The organism is Achromobacter sp. 77, assembly GCF_020541125.1.
Classification (GTDB): domain Bacteria; phylum Pseudomonadota; class Gammaproteobacteria; order Burkholderiales; family Burkholderiaceae_B; genus Achromobacter; species Achromobacter mucicolens.
Genome location: NZ_CP059848.1, coordinates 4549844 through 4570460, shown reverse-complemented (window position 1 = coordinate 4570460; position 20617 = coordinate 4549844). Strand labels below are relative to the sequence as shown.

16 protein-coding genes are annotated in these 20617 nt (G+C 62.7%); 2 read left to right on the top strand and 14 right to left on the bottom strand.

Annotated features, from left to right (window positions below; translation table 11 throughout):
- Positions 1 to 31: 31 nt before the first annotated feature.
- Complete coding sequence (locus H4P35_RS21235; RefSeq protein ID WP_226846877.1) at positions 32 to 2770, bottom strand: cation-transporting P-type ATPase; 2739 nt, start codon at positions 2768 to 2770, stop codon at positions 32 to 34.
- A 105-nt stretch (positions 2771 to 2875) separates the two neighbouring features.
- On the bottom strand, positions 2876 to 3844 hold the full coding sequence (locus H4P35_RS21230; protein ID WP_056326315.1) for a LysR substrate-binding domain-containing protein: 969 nt from the start codon (positions 3842 to 3844) through the stop codon (positions 2876 to 2878).
- A 106-nt stretch (positions 3845 to 3950) separates the two neighbouring features.
- Between H4P35_RS21230 and H4P35_RS21225 the strand changes: the two genes are divergently transcribed.
- On the top strand, positions 3951 to 6248 hold the full coding sequence (locus tag H4P35_RS21225; protein WP_180098008.1) for an NADP-dependent malic enzyme: 2298 nt from the start codon (positions 3951 to 3953) through the stop codon (positions 6246 to 6248).
- 99 nt (positions 6249 to 6347) lie between these two features.
- Here the strand turns inward: H4P35_RS21225 and H4P35_RS21220 are convergent, their stop codons facing one another.
- The 3 genes from H4P35_RS21220 to H4P35_RS21210 all read right to left on the bottom strand — a co-directional run bounded on the left by H4P35_RS21220 (position 6348) and on the right by H4P35_RS21210 (position 7822).
- Positions 6348 to 6728: a hypothetical protein gene (locus H4P35_RS21220; protein ID WP_217618678.1), complete on the bottom strand. Its 381-nt coding sequence runs from the start codon at positions 6726 to 6728 to the stop codon at positions 6348 to 6350.
- 137 nt (positions 6729 to 6865) lie between these two features.
- A complete protein-coding gene (locus tag H4P35_RS21215) occupies positions 6866 to 7231 on the bottom strand; it encodes a DUF4148 domain-containing protein (RefSeq protein ID WP_226846875.1) in 366 nt (121 codons plus the stop codon).
- Positions 7232 to 7606: 375 nt separating this feature from the next.
- On the bottom strand, positions 7607 to 7822 hold the full coding sequence (locus H4P35_RS21210; RefSeq protein WP_056326323.1) for a SlyX family protein: 216 nt from the start codon (positions 7820 to 7822) through the stop codon (positions 7607 to 7609).
- Positions 7823 to 7920: 98 nt separating this feature from the next.
- Here H4P35_RS21210 and H4P35_RS21205 point away from each other — a divergent pair, with 98 nt between their 5' ends.
- A complete protein-coding gene (locus H4P35_RS21205; protein WP_226849513.1) occupies positions 7921 to 9987 on the top strand; it encodes a TonB-dependent receptor in 2067 nt (688 codons plus the stop codon).
- A gap of 5 nt (positions 9988 to 9992) precedes the next feature.
- Here H4P35_RS21205 and H4P35_RS21200 read toward each other — a convergent pair whose 3' ends face one another.
- From H4P35_RS21200 to H4P35_RS21160, 9 genes are all read right to left on the bottom strand, one after another.
- Positions 9993 to 10250 (bottom strand): PAAR domain-containing protein, encoded by a 258-nt coding sequence (locus H4P35_RS21200; RefSeq protein ID WP_226846873.1) that lies wholly within the window; start codon positions 10248 to 10250, stop codon positions 9993 to 9995.
- Complete coding sequence (locus tag H4P35_RS21195) at positions 10232 to 11218, bottom strand: hypothetical protein (protein WP_226846871.1); 987 nt, start codon at positions 11216 to 11218, stop codon at positions 10232 to 10234. Before H4P35_RS21195 ends, H4P35_RS21200 begins: the two co-directional genes overlap by 19 nt.
- 186 nt (positions 11219 to 11404) lie before the next feature.
- Complete coding sequence (locus H4P35_RS21190) at positions 11405 to 12382, bottom strand: hypothetical protein (RefSeq protein WP_226846869.1); 978 nt, start codon at positions 12380 to 12382, stop codon at positions 11405 to 11407.
- Positions 12383 to 12506: 124 nt separating this feature from the next.
- Positions 12507 to 13448: a hypothetical protein gene (locus tag H4P35_RS21185; RefSeq protein ID WP_226846867.1), complete on the bottom strand. Its 942-nt coding sequence runs from the start codon at positions 13446 to 13448 to the stop codon at positions 12507 to 12509.
- Positions 13449 to 13506: 58 nt separating this feature from the next.
- A complete protein-coding gene (locus H4P35_RS27285; RefSeq protein ID WP_081100938.1) occupies positions 13507 to 13770 on the bottom strand; it encodes a PAAR domain-containing protein in 264 nt (87 codons plus the stop codon).
- Positions 13767 to 14858 carry a DUF6708 domain-containing protein gene (locus H4P35_RS21175; protein ID WP_226846865.1) on the bottom strand — a complete coding sequence of 364 codons (1092 nt, stop codon included), beginning with the start codon at positions 14856 to 14858 and terminating at the stop codon, positions 13767 to 13769. Before H4P35_RS21175 ends, H4P35_RS27285 begins: the two co-directional genes overlap by 4 nt.
- Positions 14859 to 17492: a T6SS effector BTH_I2691 family protein gene (locus H4P35_RS21170; protein ID WP_304518349.1), complete on the bottom strand. Its 2634-nt coding sequence runs from the start codon at positions 17490 to 17492 to the stop codon at positions 14859 to 14861.
- Positions 17493 to 17516: 24 nt separating this feature from the next.
- Positions 17517 to 18398 (bottom strand): DUF4123 domain-containing protein, encoded by an 882-nt coding sequence (locus H4P35_RS21165; protein WP_226846861.1) that lies wholly within the window; start codon positions 18396 to 18398, stop codon positions 17517 to 17519.
- On the bottom strand, positions 18395 to 20503 hold the full coding sequence (locus H4P35_RS21160) for a type VI secretion system Vgr family protein (protein ID WP_226846859.1): 2109 nt from the start codon (positions 20501 to 20503) through the stop codon (positions 18395 to 18397). Before H4P35_RS21160 ends, H4P35_RS21165 begins: the two co-directional genes overlap by 4 nt.
- Positions 20504 to 20617 lie beyond the last annotated feature (114 nt).

Genomic DNA, 20617 nt, shown 5'->3' with positions numbered 1-20617 from the left:
ACATTTGTTGGCATTTTCGTGGGCCGGCGCCTCACCCCGCCGGGCGCTGCGCCAGCGCCACGCGGTCGCGCCGCGCCCGCCACATGCGCAGCACCAGCTTCTCGGCCTCGACCACGCAGAACAGGATGCCGGCGGCCACCAGCGTCAGCGTCCAGTACTCCGGCGGCAGCGGCACGGTGCCAAAGACGCGGTTCATCACGGGCAGGTAGATCAGCGCGCCTTGCAGCACGCCCAGCATGATCGTCACCAGCCACAGCGCCTTGTTGCGGAACATGCTGGGCGTAAGCGGAAAGCGGTCCTGCAGACGGCAGTTGAACAGGTAGGTCCATTGCGCCGTCACCAGCGTCTGCAGGATGACCGTGCGGATGAAGTCCGGATCGCGGCCGGCGGCGATCAGGCTCTTTTCAATGACGAAGGCCGACGCCATGAACAGCAGCCCCACGAAGGCGATGCGCCAGATGGCGAAGGCGTCCAGGATGGATTTGGCCGGATCGCGCGGCGCGCGCTGCATCACCCCGGGCTCGGCCGGTTCGAACGCCAGGCCAAAGGCCAGCGTGATGGAGGTGGCCATGTTCATCCACAGGATCTGCAGCGGCGTCAGCGGCGCCTGCGCGCCCGCCAGCAGCGCCGCGATGACGAGCAGCCCTTGCGCCAGATTGGTCGGCAGGATGAAGAGGATGGTCTTTCTCAGGTTGTCGTAGACGCGGCGCCCTTCGCGCACCGCGTAGGCAATCGAGGCGAAGTTGTCGTCCGCCAGCACCATGTCGGCGGCTTCCTTGGTGACCTCGGTGCCCTTGATGCCCATGGCCACGCCCACGTCCGCCTGCTTGAGCGCGGGGGCGTCGTTGACGCCGTCGCCCGTCATGCCGACCACTTCGCCCATCGCCTGCAACGCGCGCACCAGGCGCAGCTTGTGCTCGGGACTGGTGCGGGCAAAGATGTCGTGGTCGCGCGCCAGCGCAGCCAGCGCTTCGTCGCTGGTCTGCTCCAGCTGCGCGCCGGTCACCGCCTCGCTGACGTGCGTCATGCCCAGCATCGTCCCGATGGCCAGCGCGGTTTCCGGATGGTCGCCGGTGATCATCTTCACGCGGATGCCGGCCTGATTGCACTGCGCGATGGCCTCGATGGCTTCGGGCCGGGGCGGATCCATGATGCCGGCCACGCCCAGCAGTATCAGGCCGGTCTGGAAATCCGGATGGTCCAGCGCCGTGGCGCCGGCGGCGCCGCGCTTGTAGGCGGCGGCCAACGTGCGCAGGCCCTCGTGCGCAAAGGCCTGCAGCCCGCTTTCCCAGTAGTCCAGCCGCAACGGCTGCGGTCCGTCTTCGCCCTGTTCCTGCGCGCACAGCTGAAACAGCACGTCGGGCGCGCCGGTGACGTAGATGACGTTCTGGCCGTGGTCGTCGCACCGGCGCGCCATGTATTTGTAGCCCGAGTCGAACGGCACCTTGCCATGTTTGGCCACGCCATCCAGGCCCTGGCCCGCCTTGGCGGCCAGCACCATCATCGCGCCTTCGGTGGGCCCGCCCACGATGCGCCACTGCCCGTCGCCGTCTTCGTGCAGCTGGCTGTCGTTGCAAATGGCCGCCGCGCGCACGAAGCGCGTCAGCGCGTCCTCCTGGCTCCAGTCCACCGGCATGCCGTCGGACTCGCGGGTGACCTCGCCGACCGGGCGGTAGTTGTCGCCCGACACGCGATAGACGCCTTGCGCCAGCAGCACATTCTTGGCGGTCATTTCGTTCATGGTCAGCGTGCCGGTCTTGTCCGAGCAGATCACCGTCATCGCGCCCAGCGTTTCCACGGTGGGCAGCTTGCGGATGATGGCGCGATTGCGCGCCATGCGCTGCACGCCCAGCGACAGGATGATCGAGATGATGGCCGGCAGCCCTTCGGGCACCGAGGCCACCGCGATGCTGATCAGCGACAACAGCAGGTCGGGCAGGGGCATGTCCAGCACGTAGCGGCCCAGCACGAACAGCGCCGCCACCATCACCAGCACCACCTGGAAGATGCGCTTGCCCAGCAGCTGCATCTGCCGCAGCAGCGGCGTCTGCAGCGTCCGCACGTTGCTCATCATCCGGTTGATGTGGCCGATCTCGGTGTCGCTGCCGGTGGCCACGACGATGCCGCGCGCGTTGCCCGCGCTGACGTTCGTGCCCGAGAAGCCCAGGTTCAGGCGGTCGCCCAGCGGCGCCTCGCCGGGCAGCGGCGCATCGTGCTTCTCGACGACGGTGGACTCGCCGGTCAGCATCGATTCTTCGACGCGGAAGTTGTGGGTGTCAAAGAGCCGCACGTCGGCCGGGATCTTGTCGCCGGGCCGCAGGATCACGATGTCGCCCGGCACCAGGTCGCGGGCGTCGATCTCTTCCTTCTGGCCGTCGCGCACCACGCGGGCGTGGTTCGACAGCATGTTGCGGATGCCGTCCAGCGAGCGTTCGGCGCGGCTTTCCTGCACGTAGCCGATGACCGCGTTGATGACGGCCACGGCCAGGATGACGATCGTGTCCAGCCAATGGGCCATCAACGCCGTCACCACGGCCGCGGCCAGCAGGATGTAAATCAGTACGTCGTTGAAGTGGCCCAGAAAGCGCAGCCAGGCGCTGCGGCGGGCGGGTGGGGGCAGGGCATTCAGGCCGTGGGCTTCCTGTCTGCGCCGGATCTGGTCCTGCGTCAGGCCCGACGGGCTGGTCACCTGCGCGTCCAGCGTCTCGTCGACGGAGAGCTGGTGCCAGGGGCGAGGAGTTTGCGGAGCCTGCGTGTGCGCCTGCGTCATTGCGACGGCCTCCCGGGAGGACCGGCGCCGTGGCCGGGCCGGGGGTCGGGGGCCGCACGCGTCAGTCCGGCGTCCATGATACGACGGCCAACTGCCCGTGGACGATCACAGCGGCGGGCGGGCGCCCTTCAGATAGACCTCGCGCAAGGCGGCGGCGAAAAGGGCTTCGACGTTGCGCCGCAAGCCATCGGACCGCGTGAAAAGCGAGATCGGCGGCAGCGTCCAATCGAACGAGTACGGCACGATGGCCGCGCCCGCGATGCGGACCAGCTCGTCCGCGATGTCGGCCGGCAGGATCGTGACGGCGCGGTCGCTGGCCACGATCATTTCGCCAATCAGTTTGGACGAGTCGCTTTGCACGGACGGCGGCGGCGGCGCCAGGCCGGCCCGCAGAAAGATGTCGGCCACCTGCTCGCGGATCGGGCTGCCCGGCGTGCCCAGGATCCAGTCCAGGTCGGCGAGCCGGTTCCATTCCAGGCGCGACCGGCCCAGACGCGCGGCCAGCCGGCGGCTGGCGATCAGGCGCGGCTGCTGGTGATACAGGACCTCGAAGCCGATATGGGTCAGGTCCACCGAAGGCGTGGCCCAGCCCACCACCACGTCCAGCGTGTGGTCACGCAGTTGGCGCAGCAGGGCTGGCCCCTGGCCTTCGTGGATGGTGGCCGTGAGCTGCCGGCCCTGCGGCAGCGTGCGGCCGATGGCCGCCGACAGCATCTGGCCCGACACGAAGGGGATGACGCCGATGTGCAGGTGGGCGGCGTGCCCGGCCGCGACCGTTTCCATTTCCTGCACCAGATGCCCCAGATCGTGCACCAGCCCGCGGGCGCGCGCCAGCACCACTGCGCCCATCGGCGTGGGCGTCATGCCCCGCACGGAACGGTCGAACAGCGGCACGCCGAACATGCTTTCCAGTTCGGCCAGTGCGTTGGTCACGGCCGGCTGGCTGGTCGCCATGTGTTCGGCCACCCGGGTCAGCGATCCGTGCTGCTCGATTTGCAGCAGCAGCATCAGGTGGCGCATCTTCAGGCGCGAGGTCAGTTTCCGGAAGACGGCATCCGGATCGAAGGCTGTCATAGACAAGGCATTAGGAAAACATAATGGAACAATATTAAATCCGAATGATCGCCTTATGTCTTAGCGCCTAGAATTTTGCTCATTCAAGACAGCGAGGCCACAGCCCATGAACAACCCCTCCGACCGCCAGGCAGCCCTGGACTATCACGAGTTCCCCACCCCGGGAAAGATCTCTGTCGTGGCGTCCAAGCCGCTCGTCAACCAGCGCGACCTGGCGCTGGCGTATTCGCCCGGCGTGGCGGCGGCCTGCGAGGAAATCGTGGCCGATCCGTCCAACGTGTACCGCTACACGGCGCGCGGCAACCTGGTGGGCGTCATCACCAACGGCACCGCGGTGCTGGGTCTGGGCAACATCGGCGCGCTGGCCTCCAAGCCCGTCATGGAAGGCAAGGCCGTGCTGTTCAAGAAGTTCGCCGGCCTGGATGTCTTTGACATCGAAATCAACGAGACCGACCCGGACAAGCTGGTCGAGATCATTGCCGGCCTGGAAGCCACCTTCGGCGGCATCAACCTCGAAGACATCAAGGCGCCCGAATGCTTCACCGTCGAGCGCAAGCTGCGCGAGCGCATGAAGATTCCGGTCTTTCACGATGACCAGCACGGCACCGCCATTACCGTGTCGGCGGCCTTCATCAACGGCCTGAAGGTCGTGGGCAAGGACATCAAGCAGGTCAAGGTGGTCACGTCCGGCGCAGGCGCCGCGGCGCTGGCATGCCTGGACCTGATGGTCGACCTGGGCCTGCCGCTGGAAAACATCTGGGTCACCGATATCGAAGGCGTGGTCTATGAAGGCCGCACCACGCTGATGGACCCGGACAAGGCGCGCTTTGCGCAAAAGACCGACGCCCGCAAGCTGGCCGAGGTGATCGGCGGCGCGGACGTGTTCCTGGGCCTGTCGGCCGGCGGCGTGCTGAAACCGGAAATGGTGGCCGCCATGGGCCCGCGCCCGCTGATCCTGGCGCTGGCCAACCCCACGCCGGAAATCCTGCCGGAAGTGGCGCACGGCGTGCGCGACGACGTGGTGATGGCCACGGGCCGGTCGGACTACCCGAACCAGGTCAACAACGTGCTGTGCTTTCCGTACATCTTCCGCGGCGCGCTGGACGTGGGCGCCACGACCATCACGCGCGAGATGGAAATGGCGGCGGTGCATGCCATCGCCGACCTGGCCGAAGAAGAGCAGAACGAAGTCGTGGCCGCGGCCTACGGCACGTATGACATCTCGTTCGGCCCTGAATACCTGATCCCCAAGCCGTTCGATCCGCGTCTCATCGTGCGCATCGCGCCCGCCGTGGCCAAGGCCGCGATGGAAGGCGGCGTTGCGACGCGTCCGCTGGCCGACCTGGAAGCCTACGAAGAACAACTGCAGCAGTTCGTGTATCACTCGGGCGCGTTCATGAAGCCGCTGTTCTCGGCCGCCAAGCGCATCGTGCGTTCGGGCGGTAAGGCGCGCATCGTCTTCACCGAAGGCGAAGACGAACGCGTGCTGCGCGCGGTGCAGGTCATCGTCGACGAAGGCCTGGCGCGTCCCATCCTGGTGGGCCGTCCCGCCGTGCTGCTCTCGCGCATCGAAAAATTCGGCCTGCGCCTGCGTCTGGGCGAGGACGTCGAAGTCACCAACCCCGAATACGACGAGCGCTTCCATCAGTACTGGACGACGTATTGGGAACTGATGAGCCGCCGCGGCATCACCAAGGAAATGGCGCGCGTGGAAATGCGCCGCCGCCTGACGCTGATCGGCGCGATGATGGTGCACCTGGGCGATGCCGACGGCATGGTTTGCGGCACGGTGGGCGCGTACCACGACCACCTGCGTTTCGTGGACGAAGTGATCGGCCGCAGCCCCGGCCACAACGTGTATGCCGCCATGAACATCCTGCTGCTCGACGAGCGCACGGTGGTGCTGGTGGACACGCACGTGAACGACGATCCCACGGCCGAGCAGATCGCCGAATTCACCATCATGGCCGCCCAGGAAATGGCGCGCATGAACCTGGCGCCGAAGGTCGCGCTGCTGTCGCGTTCGAACTTCGGCTCGGGCAGCTCGGCCTCCGGAGAAAAGATGCGCCGCGCGCTGGAACTGGTCCGCGAATCCGCGCCCGAACTGGAAATCGACGGCGAAATGCACGGCGACTGCGCGCTGGACGAGGCGCTGCGCATGCGCATCCTGCCGTCCTCCACGCTCAAGGGCGAAGCCAACCTGCTGGTGTGCCCGAACGTGGACTCGGGCAACATCGCGTACAACCTGCTCAAGACGGCCGCGGGCGGCAATGTGGCGGTGGGTCCGTTCCTGCTGGGCGCCAATGCCCCCGTGCACATCCTGACCAACAGCTCCACCGTGCGCCGCATCATCAACATGACGGCCATGACCGTGCTGGACGCCAACCGCGTCGAAGGCGCCTGATCGGCCTTTACCGGCCCGCGCGTCTTGCGCGGGCATGACAATGCGCGCCACCCCTTACGGGGCTGGCGCGCATTTTTCTTCCGGGGGGCGCCGGGCGGCCTAGTTGGCGCTGGCCTTCCAGGTGCCGTCGGGCTGCTTGCAGAACCAGAACTGCCACGTTTCCGAGGTGCTGGTCCGCGCAAAGTTGCCCACCAGGAAGCGGCAAACCCGGTCGTTGCCGGCGCGGGTGGTCTGCTTGGGAGTCAGCTGCACCGTGATCGGCGCCGCACGCTTGGGCTGGTGCGCGCTTTTCCATTCGGTGCTCTGGCCGTCGGCCGAGCTGTTCAGCGCTTGCGCCACGGCCTCGTGGAACGAGGCGCGGTCGGCCTTGGATATCTGGGTGATGAGGGCGTCGTTGAGCATGACGGGCGGGGCGGCAACCGCCACCGACGCCATGCCGCCCGACAGCAGCAACGCGGCAAGAACGCGGGGGTATATCAAGATGGGCTCCCTGGTGTGAACAGCCGGTTTGGCGGTAAGCGAGTCTGCATCATGAATCTGAGCCGATAGTACGCCAAAAAAAGGCCGCCCAACCGGGCGGCCAACATACAACAAGGGGAGGGTAAATCTGCGCCGCTTCAGTTGCCGCGATACACGCCCGCGAACGGCATGTCATTCGGTTCCACGTTGGACACCTGGCCCGCGGCCCTCGCGGCGGCCAGTTCGGCCTGGACCTCGGCGCGGGTCTTGCCCGTGTGCGGCGTGCCGTAAACACCCTGGAAGGGCGTGTTGTTCGGTTCGGCGTTGGTGTTGATCCCGGCGGCCTTGGCGGCGGCCTTCGCGGCGGCCAGCTCGGCCTGCACCTGGGCGCGGGTCGGACCTTCGTAGGGGGTGCCATAGACACCCTGGAAGGGCACGTTGTTGGGTTCGATGTTGGGCGAGGCGTAGGCGCCGGCGCTCAGTGCAGCCAGCGAAAGCATCACAGCGGTAGCAAGGGTCTTCATGGTAAACCTCCGATTTCTAGAGCCTGGGAGCGAATCCGGCGGCCTTTCCGTCGTGGTTCGTTGCTGTTTCCCGATGGCTGAATCTTGCGCCGATCTAGAATGCGGATAAACCCGGATATCCGTAAAAGATAATTCCATCAATGGAAAATTCTGGCCGTATTTCAGGCTTTGATGCCGCTGATGGAACGTTTGGTCGTGAGATAGTGTCAGCGTCGCCGACGCGCCCCGCCAGCTTCGACGAGCCGTGGCCACGAACCCGATGGCCCCGCGCAGCGGGCACGATATTCGCTGCGGGCGCGGGCGCCCCTATGGCGGATGCGCCAGTCAGGGCCCTTGGGTAGGATGACCAGGCTGCAGCGCCTTCAGGCTTCGCAATCAGTAGTGCGGCGGCAGTTCGTCGCGCAGGCTGCGAAAAGGGGCTGCGCCCTCGGGCGCCTGCTGGCGCAGGTCGGCGACCTCGCGCATGAGCCGGTCGATCTGCTGTTGCTGGCGGACGATGATCTGGTTCAACTGCTCCAGAAGATCATCCGAGAAGCTGGCCTTGACCTCCAGGTCCAACAGCCGGCGTTCAATGTCTTGCGTATTTTCCATGGCGGGTATTAGAACCCATTCCCGCCCAGGCACAGGAGAGAAGTTTGGTACAGCGGCAATGGCGGGACAGCGGGACCTGGCGGTGGACGGCGGGCACAATACTGGCGCTTGCGCCGGCTGCCACCGTGCTGGCGCAGGCCGACACGCTGGCCCCGGTGGTGGTGACCGGCACACGGCTGGGCACCGAGGTGCTGGAGACGCCGGCTTCGGTCGACGTCGTCCAAGGCAGCGCCATGCGCTGGCAGCAGCCGGGCATCAACCTGTCTGAAGGGCTGGCAAGCGTGCCGGGCCTGCAGATCCAGAACCGCCAGAACTACGCGCAAGACCTGCAGATATCCAGCCGCGGCTTTGGCGCACGCTCCACGTTTGGCGTGCGGGGCGTGCGCCTCTACGTGGACGGCATTCCCGCAACGATGCCGGATGGCCAGGGGCAGACCTCCAATATCGACATCGGCTCCATCGACCGCGTCGAGGTGCTGCGCGGCCCGTTCTCGGCGCTGTACGGCAACTCTTCCGGCGGTGTCATCCAGGTCTTCACGCAGGACGGCGCCGACCCGCCCGAGATCACCGCCAGCGGCTGGGGCGGCAGCTATGGCACATGGCGCTATGGCGCGATGGCAAGCGGGGTGTCGGGCACGGGCGCCGGTCAACTGGACTATGTGCTGGACCTGTCGCGCTTCACCACCGACGGCTATCGCGACCACAGCGCCGCCCGCAAGAATCTGGGCAATGCAAAGCTCGGCCTGCAACTGAATGACGACAGCCGCCTGACGCTGGTCGTCAACAGCGTCGACCTGAAGGCGCAGGATCCGCTGGGCCTGACCTACCAGCAGTTCCAGGACGACCCGCGCAGCGCGCCGCTTGCCGAGCAATACAACACGCGCAAGACGGTAAAGCAGACGCAGGGCGGGCTGGTCTTCGACCACCAGGTCGACGGCCGCAACGCGCTGCGCGTGATGGTCTACTACGGCCAGCGCGACACGACGCAGTACCAGTCGATTCCACCGGCCGTGCAAATCCCGGCCACGCAAGCCGGCGGCGTCATCGACCTCAAACGCGAATACGGCGGCGCCGACGTGCGCTGGACGTCCGAGCTTGCCCTGGGCGGCCGGGCGCTGACCCTGATCGGCGGCTTTGCCTACGACGCCATGCAGGAAGACCGCAAGGGCTACCAGAACTTCACCGGCGCGGGCCCCAGCCGGCAACTCGGCGTGCAGGGCACCCTGCGGCGCGACGAGACCAACCGCGTCTACAACGCCGACCCCTATGTCCAGGCCTCCTGGAACTTCGCGGACCGCTGGACGCTGGACGCCGGGCTGCGATACAGCACGGTCCGCTTCGATTCCGACGACCACTACATCACCCCCGGCAACGCCGACGACAGCGGCAGCGCGCGCTACCGCAAGGCCTTGCCCGTCGCCGCGCTGCGCTACGCCGTCAATGACGACGTCAGCGTCTACACCTCGTACGGTCGCGGCTTCGAGACGCCGACGCTGAACGAAATCTCGTACCGGCCCGACGGCGACCCGGGCCTGAACTTCGGCTTGATGCCGTCGGTCAGCACCAACCTTGAAGCCGGCATCAAGGCGCGCATGGCTGGCGGCCTGCTGACGGCCGCGGTCTTTCATACCCGCACCGACGACGAGATCGTCTCCGCCGGCAGTTCAGGCGGCCGCACCAGTTACCAGAACGCCGGCCGCACACGCCGCGATGGCCTGGAACTGAGCTGGTCCGGGGAATTCGCGCAGCACTGGCGCACGCAAGTGGCCTACACGCTGCTCAACGCCCGCTACGCCGACGACGGTTCGGGCAACATCCGCGCGGGCAACAAGATCCCGGGCATCGCACGCCAGGCGGCCTTCGCGTCCCTGGCCTGGGCGCCGCCCGAAGGCTGGCAAGCAGGCGTGGAAGGCCGCTACCTGTCCAAGATCTACGTCAACGACGCCAACAACGCGGACGCACCCGCCTACTTCGTGGCCGCTGCCAGCGTCGGCTACGTGAAGCAGGTGGGCCAGTGGAAACTGAACGCTTATGCGCGCGTCGACAACCTGTTCGATCGCGACTACGCGGGTTCGGTGATCGTCAACGAAGCGAACGGACGCTACTACGAACCGGCGCCCGGCCGGAATGCGGGCGTTGGGGTGGGGGCGACTTATCGGTTTTGATGCGCTCAGTCCACCAGCCACGCCGATTCTCCCTCGACCAATACGCCACCATGGCTCGTGGTGTCGCCCAGCCGGGCGATGGCCCGTCCCTCCAGCGTGGCAGTGGGCGACCCCGTCACGATCACTGCCCCACAGCTGATCTTGTCCCCGACCCGCGCGATGGGGCGGCCGTTGACGTGGGCTTGCGCGGCGCCGGTAATGACAGTGCCGCGGCCGTGAGTGGGGCAGGCGTGGTGATGGCCGACTAGGACGATGGGTTGCATGGAGCTCCTTGCGAATTGACCAAGTCGAATCCTCGGCCGTTGAATCGGTGATACACGTGTTCATGGGCCTGCACGGGAGCCGTGTCGTAGCCGCTCAGATCGGCTCCTGTGGCACAAAGGCGTTCAACCTCGGCTGGCCACTGAGCGTCGGCAGCGCGCCTCAGCAGATAACGATCGATCAGCGGGCCGCCCGCCAATAGGTACGCCGGCAGCACTACAAATTTTGCGATGAGGAACTCGATCAAACCGTCGTCTTTCAGCATGACGGGCGGTGTGAACCCGCTTGGCTGGGCGGAAACGCAATGCGGATCGGGCTGAATGGATGCAAGGCCTCCGGCCATGTAGCGACGAAGGAACTCGAGGCGGGTGAGGTTCGAGACGAGCGCTGACTCATCAGCCACATCGAAAGCGCCGGAGGTCATGGCGAGGCCGGAGGGTTCCGTCTTGAACACGAGTCGAAGGGTGAACTTACCGTCCGCGGACGCGCTGAATTCGGTAAACGCGTGGACGTCTCGCCACAAAACCGTAGTTGCCTTGTTCTTTCCGTTGTAGATGTGAACGGCCTGAGCTTGGCGATTGAACCGGACGCAAGCAGGTGTAATTCTGCTTAGCGCATATCCTAAAACGAGGCTGAACAGTCCAAAGGCGCCCATGTCCCAGTGCAGCACCAGCCCCTCTGCCACAGACCCGCCGCCTGATATCCAGTCGAACATAAGCCACACGAACGCGCTCGTCGTGAAAATGAATGCGCCGGATACGAGATAGAGAACAAAGGCCAGCTTTCCGACGAAGATCCGGCTCTCTATGTATCGCTCGTTAAACAGACTCCGATCTGAGAGATCGTCGGAAAAGCTCACCTGGCCAGGCCACATTGCGATACGGATATCAGGTAGCGATTGCCAGTCTGATCGTGCCCGCAGGTTGGACAGCATTTCTTTAAAAGTGAGCAGAGCATTTTGGTTGGACATGAGCTAGTTCGCGTCGAAGTGGCGAATGGGTGCGCGTTCTTGGAACCGGACGCCCGCTGCGCAGGCGCGGTGTCTGCGCTGCCGACATGAAGCAGACAGGACGAGTTGCATGAGTCCTTCCGGGATAGTTCCGATGCTGTTAGGTAATGCGCCGGATACATGGCGGAGGGAATCTATGTATGTCGTTCAGCCGAGCACGGTTCCATTGATGTCGACCAGGTCGAAGCCTTGACCGTTGAATCGGTGGAATATGCTTTTGTTTGCTTGCACGGGCGTCGTGTCATAACCGCTCAGGTCGGCGCCTTGGGCGCAAAGCTGTTCGACTTCGGCAGGCCACTGCAGATTCGCGGCACGGCGCAAAAGATATCGATCTATGAGCGGGCCGCCGGCCAGGTAGTAGCCGGGCAGGGCCACGAGTTTTGCAAACAGAACCGTGATCAGATGGTCATCTTTAAGCGAGACGGCTTTTGAGAACCCGCTGGGTTTGTACGCACTGCGCGCCGGATCTGGCTGTATGGAACCTAAGCCCTCGGCCATGTATCGGCGCAGAAATTCCAGGCGAAGGAGGTTGTCTGATAAGGACGAGTCGTCACCAAAATCGAATGCACCTGGAGCTACCACCCAATCTGCGGTGCCGATGCGAAAGACGAGTTTGAGCGAAAACGAACCTTCGCCGGGTGGCCTGAACTTGGTAAAAGGATGAACCTCGCGCCATGCGGCGGTGATCGCCTTTCCAGGGCTCTGATATATGTGGACCAACTGGGCTTGCCGATTGAACCGAACACAAGCCGGCTCGGATCTGCCGAAAAAGTATGCCAATGCGACCATCAGGACAGCGAAGACAACCATTATGCCGTACTGGAAAGCGATGTCGCCCAAACTTTTTTTCGCAAGGACATCATGCGTAATGGCAATAGCCAGGACCGTTGATGTAGCGACGAACGCGCCGCACGTCCCGTATAGCGCAAATGCCATTTTCCCAACGAAGACGTGACTCTCCATGTAACGCTCGTTAAACATCGTCTTGTCAGATACATCGTCTACGAATCTGACGCGCTGCGGCGACATTGCAAGGCGGATATCGGGAAGCTGTTGCCAATCTGGTGCGGCTTTCAAATTTGCCAGCATCTCATCGAAGCTGTGGGTCGGCTGCAATTCGGTCATTGGTGGGTCATCTCTGATGGCGGCTGTGGTTCCGTGAAAGCGCTAAGCCGAACAGAATCCGTTAGTGGCGATATGAGGAAGGCCGGTCGGCGGAAAATTGATTTTGGGGTGAGGTAACGAGTGCTCAACCAATCACTTCGCCTTGTAGATTTACCAAGTCGAATCCGCGGCCATTGAAGCGGTGAAAGACGTCCCTGCTCGCTTGCACGGGCGTGGCGTCATAACCGGTCACATCAGCGCCCGGCGAGCACAAGCGCTCCACCTCCTCGGGCCACTCGACGTTCGCCGTGCGACGGACTAGATGGCGATCGATTAAGGGGCCGCCGGCGAGGTAGTAGGCGGGCTTCACCAGCAGGATCGCGAAGAGATAAGTGAGCAGCCCATCTTCCTTGAACGTGACTGCCTTGGAAAAGCCGCTGGGCCTGTAGGGTGTACGTGCCGGATCGGGTTGGATCGCGCACAGGCCTTCGGCCATGTAGCGTCGCAGGAATTCGAGACGGGTGAGGTTGTCGACGAACGCCGACTCGTCGCCGATGTCGAACGCGCCAGAAGCCATCGTGAAGGCAGTCGGCCCCGTTTGAAACACGAGGTTGATTGCAAACTTGCCGTCTGCGGACGGACTGAATTCGGTGAAAGGATGCACGTCTCTCCATGCAACCGTTGCTGCGCTTTTCCGCCCCTTGTAGATGTGAACGACCTGAGCTTGGCGATTAAAGCGCACGCATATCGGCTCCAGCTTCAGGAGCGCAATCGCCAAAACGCCTGTGAACGCGGCGAAAGTCAGCAATATCCAGCTCTTGGAAAGAAAGCTGTAGAGCGTGCTGCCCGCAGAATGGCTCAGCCATGCGTCATAGGCGAAGCAAACGAGCGAGGCCAATGTGGCACCACACAATAGGTAGAGAACGAACGCTGCCTTTCCTGCAAATAGGCGACTTTCAATGTACTGTTCGTTGAATAGCCGTTCGTCCGAGATGTCGTCGCAGAAGCTGACCTGCTGCGGCCACATGGCAACCCGTATGTCTGGAAGCGCCTGCCAATCCGGACGCGCCTTCAGGTTGGCCAGCATTTGTTGAAACGTGAGTAGGGGTTTTGGGTGCGGCATCAGTCTTTGCCCTCCAGTACGGCTAGCTTCCTGCGTTCACGCCGCGCTGAGACGCAACTAGTATGGCGCCACACGAAGTGCTGTCACCCTCGCGGGCAGGGGTCTTGCCGTTACTTTGGAAGCCGGCGCAACTAGCAATGATTGAAGTGGCACCGTGGAGGGGGCATTGAACGGCATCTCCATGCCCTGCCACGGGCGAGCCTCCTGCGGTGAAGCCGGTCGTCGCTGAGACCACCTTCCCGGCGTGTGTGGTCGAATCGCTCAACACAACAAATGGTTTGTTCATGGACGCCCCGTATGGGGATGAGGAGCGTTCGTCGGTGGGGGAACAGGTGGCCAGTCGGCTGCCACCGACAGGGGGGGGCACGGTTTTCCTGGCAGTCCCGCTTGGCGAATGATCTTGGGCCAGCGCGGCTCCCAGCACAGGAGCAGCGAAATCCAATGCCCTGCTGCGTGAATCAACATGACGGGAGATAGCAACACCGACAGCCAAACGACTAGCCGCCGCTGGCCAGCTCGCCAGAGCGGCTTAAGGAAGCTCCAGGGGGCCGCGAGCGACAGCCAAGGCCAAGGCAGCTTGGTCAGCAGTCTGCGGGGGCGCGGTACGGAATCGGGGCCTTCTTCCATGTATCGCCGAATGAACTCCCAGAGATTGACCAAGTCACTGGTCCCATCGGCCGTCTTGCCCACAAACATGAGGTGACTGTGAGGCAGTCCCGTCATGTCCTGCGTCCAGGCCAGCAAAAGCTGAGTGCCCGTGCCGGCAACCTCAGGCTTGCCCACCCCAGCTTCCGCCGAGACCTGTTCCCATGCGAGGACCGCAATTCCACCTGCGTATCGAGGACGGTGCAGATACACCTGGCGAGTAATGCGATTGAAGCGGATCAGCAGACGGCGTTGAACAAAGTTTTCGAGGCGTAGCCAGCGCCATGCAAATCGACGAAGCACGAGAATCAGCGCCAGCGTTATCAGGGGCAACGCAAGAGCGGCAATGTAGTCGCCCGCATCTGCCGGCCTGCTCGACCATGGATAGACGTGAGTCCACCACACTGTGCTGAAGATGGTACTCATCTCCAGCAGCGTCAACACTAGATAGAGCGCCGGTAAAGTGAATAGCGTAAGGAAACCACGCTTATCTTGAAGTGCGCCAGCTCGAAGCTCGATATAGATATCGTTAAACGCGTAGATCGAGCCTGTAGCACTGGGATGCTCGCTGACTTTCTCATCAATGCCGATCTCCCGTACAAATTCTTTTCCGATATTGGCCTTAAGCTCCTTTTCATCCGCTGTAGCTACCTTAATGGCATCCTCATACTCCCCACGTAATGTTGCCGTTGTCTGCATTGCCCAGGCCTGCGCTTCGATAAAATACATTCAGCTCACCGTCCTCAAAGCTTCATACAATTTTCGTAGTTCGGTCGCCTCGTCTACGAATGGCTTGGCAAAACTATCCTGCGAGCGCGAGCCGAAGCAGCAGTGGGCGCACCATGTTTCCATCTCGTCTGGCTCTAACACCCAAATCGCCGCGGTGATCAACAGACCTATGGCTGTGCTCCATCCCAACGCTAAACCGAGCAATGCAGAAATTTGGACGGCTGCGAGGCTCTCTGCTTGGCGAATGAGTACGGGCAGGGCGGCTCGAAGGAGTTGCCGCTCCGTGTTTAGAAGGATCCAACGGAGTAGCGGGCCGGAGGTCGATAGCGATATGGACGCGGAGATTCCGGTAATGCCCATGGCTACAACGGCGTGCGCGACGTACGCTAAGCCCAACGTTGACTTGCCTTGGGCAAAGGCTCTCCGCACTTCTGCGACATCCAATGCGACCAGAATCCCCCCTCCAATGGTGGCTAATCCTCCGCCTGCCAGCTTGAGGCCGCCTAAGGCAATCCTTGCTCCCCTGCCGGCCACTGTATGCGCACCATACCTTGCAGCCACCGATCCCACGCTCATCGCAGCCAACTCGAAACCTGCGGCCGCCGTTGTCAGTCCTGCGGCAGTCAACTCCGCCCACTGCCGTGTGTCCTTGTCAGAGGCGCTACCCTTGGCCAGGAGCAAGACGGCCTCGATAAGCGCGATGATTGCCCCGCCTCGAATTTTGTAGAACTCGCTGTTACCTCCGGTCTGGAATTCGCGCGCAAGCGCTTCTCGGGCGCGTCCGATATGTGCATTCAACTGACCGGAAACGCGCGACGCGCTGGCAGCCTGACCCGCATGCGCCAGGTCTTGAAGCCGTATGTTCGTTGCTGCACGCCCCAATTGGGCGTGCATCAGGCCCATAAAGGGAACAAGTAATCGGCGGTCAACGGCGTTGCCTGGCACTTGCTTGAGCACGAACTGATTGAGCTGCGCGAAGAGCGTAAAAACGTGCCCCAGTGGCCTGCCGGTGAACCAAGCGTGAGTGCCTGCCTTTCTAGCCGCGTCGACTGCCGCATCCGACTTCGCAATAAGGTCAGCCAAATTCTTAAAACGTTCCCCCGCCGTACCGAGCAGCAAGGCGGCGTTATCAACAGTCAAGACGTCGTCCGCTTTAGCCTTTGCCAGTGCCATCCTTGTTTCAACCTCGATGGCAATCTGATTGCGCGTCATCGCGCGCAGCCCCAAATTTCCCGGTCCAATCTCGGTGTCGGTCCACCAGCTTTCCAGATGTGAGTTGCCATCAGGGCATCCGTTCAGACCAATCACGCTCAGGCCGATCTGTTCAGCAAAGGCCATCCCCCACACTGGCTCGTCCCGGTCGTACAAGTCAAGCGCGGCGAGCATCGCCGGACTTGCAATCCAGGCCAGGTGATCCGCGCTACGCGCATCCATTTCTTGCTGGACCGCTTTGTCGCGTTGATGAAATTCGCGCTGTACACCTGCCTTGGCGGTATCCCAGTCCAAAAGCTTCTGATACCTATCGAAGGCAGTCGCCGATTCTTTGGCTGCGATCTCTCGTACGCGTTCGGGCGTATAAAGATGCTGGTATTGACCTCCAAACTGCAACCCGGGTGGGTACCCAGCGTTGATTTTCGTGACCTGTTCCAATAGCCGCTCACCTCGCCGTGTCGCACGCGCCAGGTGACCTTTCTGCATTGCGGACTTGACGTTGTCCAGTGCCTGGGCCACGGCGTAACGGCGTTCGTTACTGATACCCTCGTGGTCTTTCGTTTCCAGCCAGGGGCGCATTTTTTCGACCGCGTCATTGCGCCAAGTATTGAGCTCCTGCGCGATGCCGATTGCATCCTCCAGGACAAAGGCGAACCCTTGGTCTACGCACAGCTCCCGATGAACGCTGGTCAAGATCGAACCCATGTCGGCCGGGGCGGCACCAGGATTGAGTCCGCTCCGAAAAGGCGGAAACGCCTGATCTTCCAGCGCGTTTTGGGTAGCCGGATTGGAGCTTGCGAGATACTCGGCGACTCTGGCGGGGATCTCATCTGGAGCAAGGACGTCGTGATAAACGCTGCATCCTTGAACGAGACCCCGAACGTCGAACTTTTGCAAGCGATTGCGGAAGGCGCTGATATCGCGATAGCGTGCCAAGATGACGGGGCTCAGTGGATCTCTCGAAAACAGGAATCGCGATTCCTCCACATCCTCGGGGTCTGGAAGGGTGATGGTCCATGATCCGAGCGCGGCAATGCCCGTCCGAGGTACACCGGGATTGTCGGGCCACACGGGGTGCAGTAGGCCGCTCGCGTGTACCTGATAAGCCGCCTCGCACGTGAAGTGTCCACCAATCCGCTTGGTAAGCACGTATACGTATCCCTCTCGGAGCCAGCGTATGGCATAGCGCGGCGTGCTCAATTTGGGCACAAGCGCCTTTCCGAGGGTAGGGGGCCGATCTGGGGCCAGTATTTTCAGCGCAGACACATCCGTGCTGGCGATAACGCCGTATCGAAGCGGTAGTATCTTTACCGAGCGCTTGCATCCCACGCAGGGGCCCGTTGGCGTGTTTGCGGGATTCCGATTTGCAGCGTTGCCGCTGGATAAAACCAACCTCTCGATAGCGTCGGTGGAGTTGGTCATAGAAATTGTCGAATTTTTTAAGATTCAGGTTTTCTGACTGACAAGCGCCAGATACGCTGCGCCGAGCCGTCCGTTGCCCGATGCGGCCATTTGGAGCGCTAGTTGCCACTGCGAGTCATCCCTCAGCTGCTGAGCGGGCCGGCTCAACGCCATGAAGACGTAGTCATGGAGGTCTTCAGACGATGACAGGCGCAGCATTTCTGCCGCTTTCAGGTGTGTTCGAACCCGCGCAAGCCTGACGTACCGGCAATCCGTGTCGAACAGGGACGGTTCGTGTGTTTGTGCTTCTCTGAGCAAGCGATGTGGAAATGGGTCTTCAGCCAACGCTTGCCACAGGTCGGCGTCCATGGTCAGCATCTCCAGCGGAAAGGTGTTGCCGGCTCGGGCGCCATGACCCGGAACACGACCCCACAGCCGGCGCTCCACGTTGGCCCCCGGCACCCACCAAGAAACAATCGGCGCGACAAAGGAGTTCCACCAGCCTGGATCCGCCCTCTGGTGAAGTATCGGCAGCACCAGAGGGTCGTAGTACCGCAGCAAGTACGTGCAACCGTCGGGCCCCCTCGCGAGCGTCGCATCGCTAAGATGGGTTGCCAGTGCGTCGGCCGGTTGTGTGCTGATGATCCACCCCTGTAGAGCATTGAGAAGGCGGCCGTGAAACGCTTCCATCAGGTTGCCGCAATCTGCGAGAGTCGTGGAGCGAGCTGCAAGAAGAAGCGGCGAGTAGGGGCGCAGCGCAGCCCATTTCTCGTTTTGTAGTAGCGGATAACAGCGGCCGCCGAATAGATCGTTCACCGCATGGCGCATTGAATCGTCCAGTCCGGCGATGTCGCTTACCGCGATCAGGTGGCGCTGCGGCCCTGGTGCCGACAGCTCGGTGAAGAGTTTCCGACTCAGCTCGCTCATGTTTTCACCACCGGGCTGTGATCGACGGCAGCTTTGATCCAACACCCAACGCACACCGGTTCGCCCACGATGGGCATTCCGTCGAGGTTGAGGGGAACTCCGCCTTGCCCGCCCGACAGATCGATGTTGCCCGCATTGAAATTGACGGCCGCGCCATTGAACTTCAGACCTCCAGAATCCAACGAGAGAACGCCGCCGGGCGTGCTCCAGCGTATCGAGTCCGCATGGACTTCATGATGTTGTGTCGTGATAGAGGCCATCTGGGCGGCTCGAAGTCTATGATGTCCTTCGACGTCGATTTCGATGTGGCCTCCCACTGTCGTCTTGTAGTCCGCTGCGATCCGCTCCACTCGATGGTTACCAATTTCCTCTAGGTAATCCTTGGAGATCGACACCTGCTGGCTTCGTTCAACAACGATGATTTGATCGCGTTTGACGATCAGATGCCGGTCTTGGCCAACATCGATGCGCTCGTCGCGCATGATCCGGTCTTGCCTGTCCTGTCCGACTCTCAGCATTTCGTCACGACCGACGCTTTCGCTGCGGTCATTTCCCACAAACGTCGTCTCGTCGTGATTGACGTGAATGTTCTGGTCCTTCTGCGCATGAACGTAGATCTCTTCTTGATCCAGTTCATCCTCGAAACGCAGCTCGTTGTACCCGTCGCCTTTGTGCGATTTGCTCTTGATCGTCATCCGCGTCTTGTGCTGCGGTAATTCGTAGGGGGGCAGGTTGGTCGCGCGATACGTGCGTCCGATGATGATGGGCTGATCGCAATCTCCATCCAGAAAGTCCACGATCACTTCCTGTCCAATGCGCGGAATCGCCATGTGGCCCCAAGCGGCGCCCGCCCAGTTTTGCGAGACGCGGATCCAGCAGGAGCTGTGTTCGTCGTGCCTGCCCAGGCGGTCCCACGGGAACTGGACCTTCACGCGGCCGTAGTCGTCGCAGTAGATTTCTTCGTTGGCGGGACCCACCACCGACGCGATTTGCGGGCCGTCGATGCGGGGTTTGCGAGCGGGTTCGGGCTTCCAGTCCACGCGGTCCGGGATGATGTCGGCGGTGTAGCGGTACTGGGTTCCTTGCAGGGCTTCTGCGGCTTCTTCCTGCTGGCTCGTGTGCTGCACGCCGTGATGGCGCATGCGCACCGGCCGCCAGCCGTGGTTCCAGTCCTCTCGCGGATGGCCGGTCAGGTCGAACGCGACGCCGGGCACGAGCCGCGCGTCGTCGCCCTCGACCGTGGCCATGCGCGCATCGCGGCGCAGGCCCAGCAGGCGGCTTTGGGTGAAGGGCTTGCCGGCTTCGTCGCGCTTGTAGCGGCCGGGATAGTCGTAGCGTTCGTAGCGGGTGGAGTGATGGGGCATGTCGCGCGCGACCGAAGAGTGTTCCTGGTCGTACTGCGGATGCGTGTAGGTGTAGTCGCGGTGGGTCTGTCGCGCGGTGCGCACGTGCTCGGCGTAGGTGAAGCGGTGCAGTGCGGGTTCCGGCTGGTCGCCTCCGGGCGTCGGGTTGTAAGCCACGGGACCGCCTTCGATCGTCCCGTGCACGTAGATGCGGTCGCCGTGGATCAGGCGGTGGCCGTGGTCCGAATGGACAAACCGGTAGAACAAGCCTTCTTCAGCGGCGAGTCGATCGAGAAACTGCAGGTCGCTGTCGCCCGCCTGCACGCAGTACTCGCGCGCCAGGTGCTCGTTGGTAGCGACCTGTTCGTAGTCGGTGATGCCATGGGATTTGAGGATCTGCTCGAGGATCTCGGGCACGGATTGCTGCTGGAAAATGCGCCAGTCCGAGCAGAGCGCCGTGCGCGCCAAGGCTGGTTCGACGACCGCGCGGTAGCGTGTCCTTCGGAAACCGGTATCGCCTTGCTCGAAACCGGTGACGACGCCGTGCACGTGCCGCACGGGCGTGTCGCCGCGCCAGATCGTGAATAGCGCAGGCTGGTCCAGCAGCGCGCCAAAGTCCACCGCGGGGTCAAAGCTGGACAGCTCCACGCGCAGTTGGTAGGTCGAGGAGAGCGCTTCGTCGAGCGTGAATTCGATCACTTCGAAGTTGGCGCTGGCAGCGATGGGGGCGAACGTGAACCGCATGTCGGATAAACGGGGCATCTCGGTATCCTGTGCGGCCATGACGATTGGGGCAATCGTTATGGCCGCAGATGGTCAAGAAGAGGACTGAATTACCGGTGTGGGCAACTCCGGCGCCTGTGAGGCGCGATGAGC

Coding starts and splice junctions, on each gene's coding strand:
- H4P35_RS21235 (WP_226846877.1), bottom strand. CDS start 2,770: ATGACGCAGGCGCACACGCAGGCTCCGCAAACTCCTCGCCCCTGGCAC.
- H4P35_RS21230 (WP_056326315.1), bottom strand. CDS start 3,844: ATGACAGCCTTCGATCCGGATGCCGTCTTCCGGAAACTGACCTCGCGC.
- H4P35_RS21225 (WP_180098008.1), top strand. CDS start 3,951: ATGAACAACCCCTCCGACCGCCAGGCAGCCCTGGACTATCACGAGTTC.
- H4P35_RS21215 (WP_226846875.1), bottom strand. CDS start 7,231: ATGAAGACCCTTGCTACCGCTGTGATGCTTTCGCTGGCTGCACTGAGC.
- H4P35_RS21210 (WP_056326323.1), bottom strand. CDS start 7,822: ATGGAAAATACGCAAGACATTGAACGCCGGCTGTTGGACCTGGAGGTC.
- H4P35_RS21200 (WP_226846873.1), bottom strand. CDS start 10,250: ATGCAACCCATCGTCCTAGTCGGCCATCACCACGCCTGCCCCACTCAC.
- H4P35_RS21195 (WP_226846871.1), bottom strand. CDS start 11,218: ATGTCCAACCAAAATGCTCTGCTCACTTTTAAAGAAATGCTGTCCAAC.
- H4P35_RS21190 (WP_226846869.1), bottom strand. CDS start 12,382: ATGACCGAATTGCAGCCGACCCACAGCTTCGATGAGATGCTGGCAAAT.
- H4P35_RS21185 (WP_226846867.1), bottom strand. CDS start 13,448: ATGCTGGCCAACCTGAAGGCGCGTCCGGATTGGCAGGCGCTTCCAGAC.
- H4P35_RS27285 (WP_081100938.1), bottom strand. CDS start 13,770: ATGAACAAACCATTTGTTGTGTTGAGCGATTCGACCACACACGCCGGG.
- H4P35_RS21175 (WP_226846865.1), bottom strand. CDS start 14,858: ATGTATTTTATCGAAGCGCAGGCCTGGGCAATGCAGACAACGGCAACA.
- H4P35_RS21170 (WP_304518349.1), bottom strand. CDS start 17,492: ATGACCAACTCCACCGACGCTATCGAGAGGTTGGTTTTATCCAGCGGC.
- H4P35_RS21165 (WP_226846861.1), bottom strand. CDS start 18,398: ATGAGCGAGCTGAGTCGGAAACTCTTCACCGAGCTGTCGGCACCAGGG.
- H4P35_RS21160 (WP_226846859.1), bottom strand. CDS start 20,503: ATGCCCCGTTTATCCGACATGCGGTTCACGTTCGCCCCCATCGCTGCC.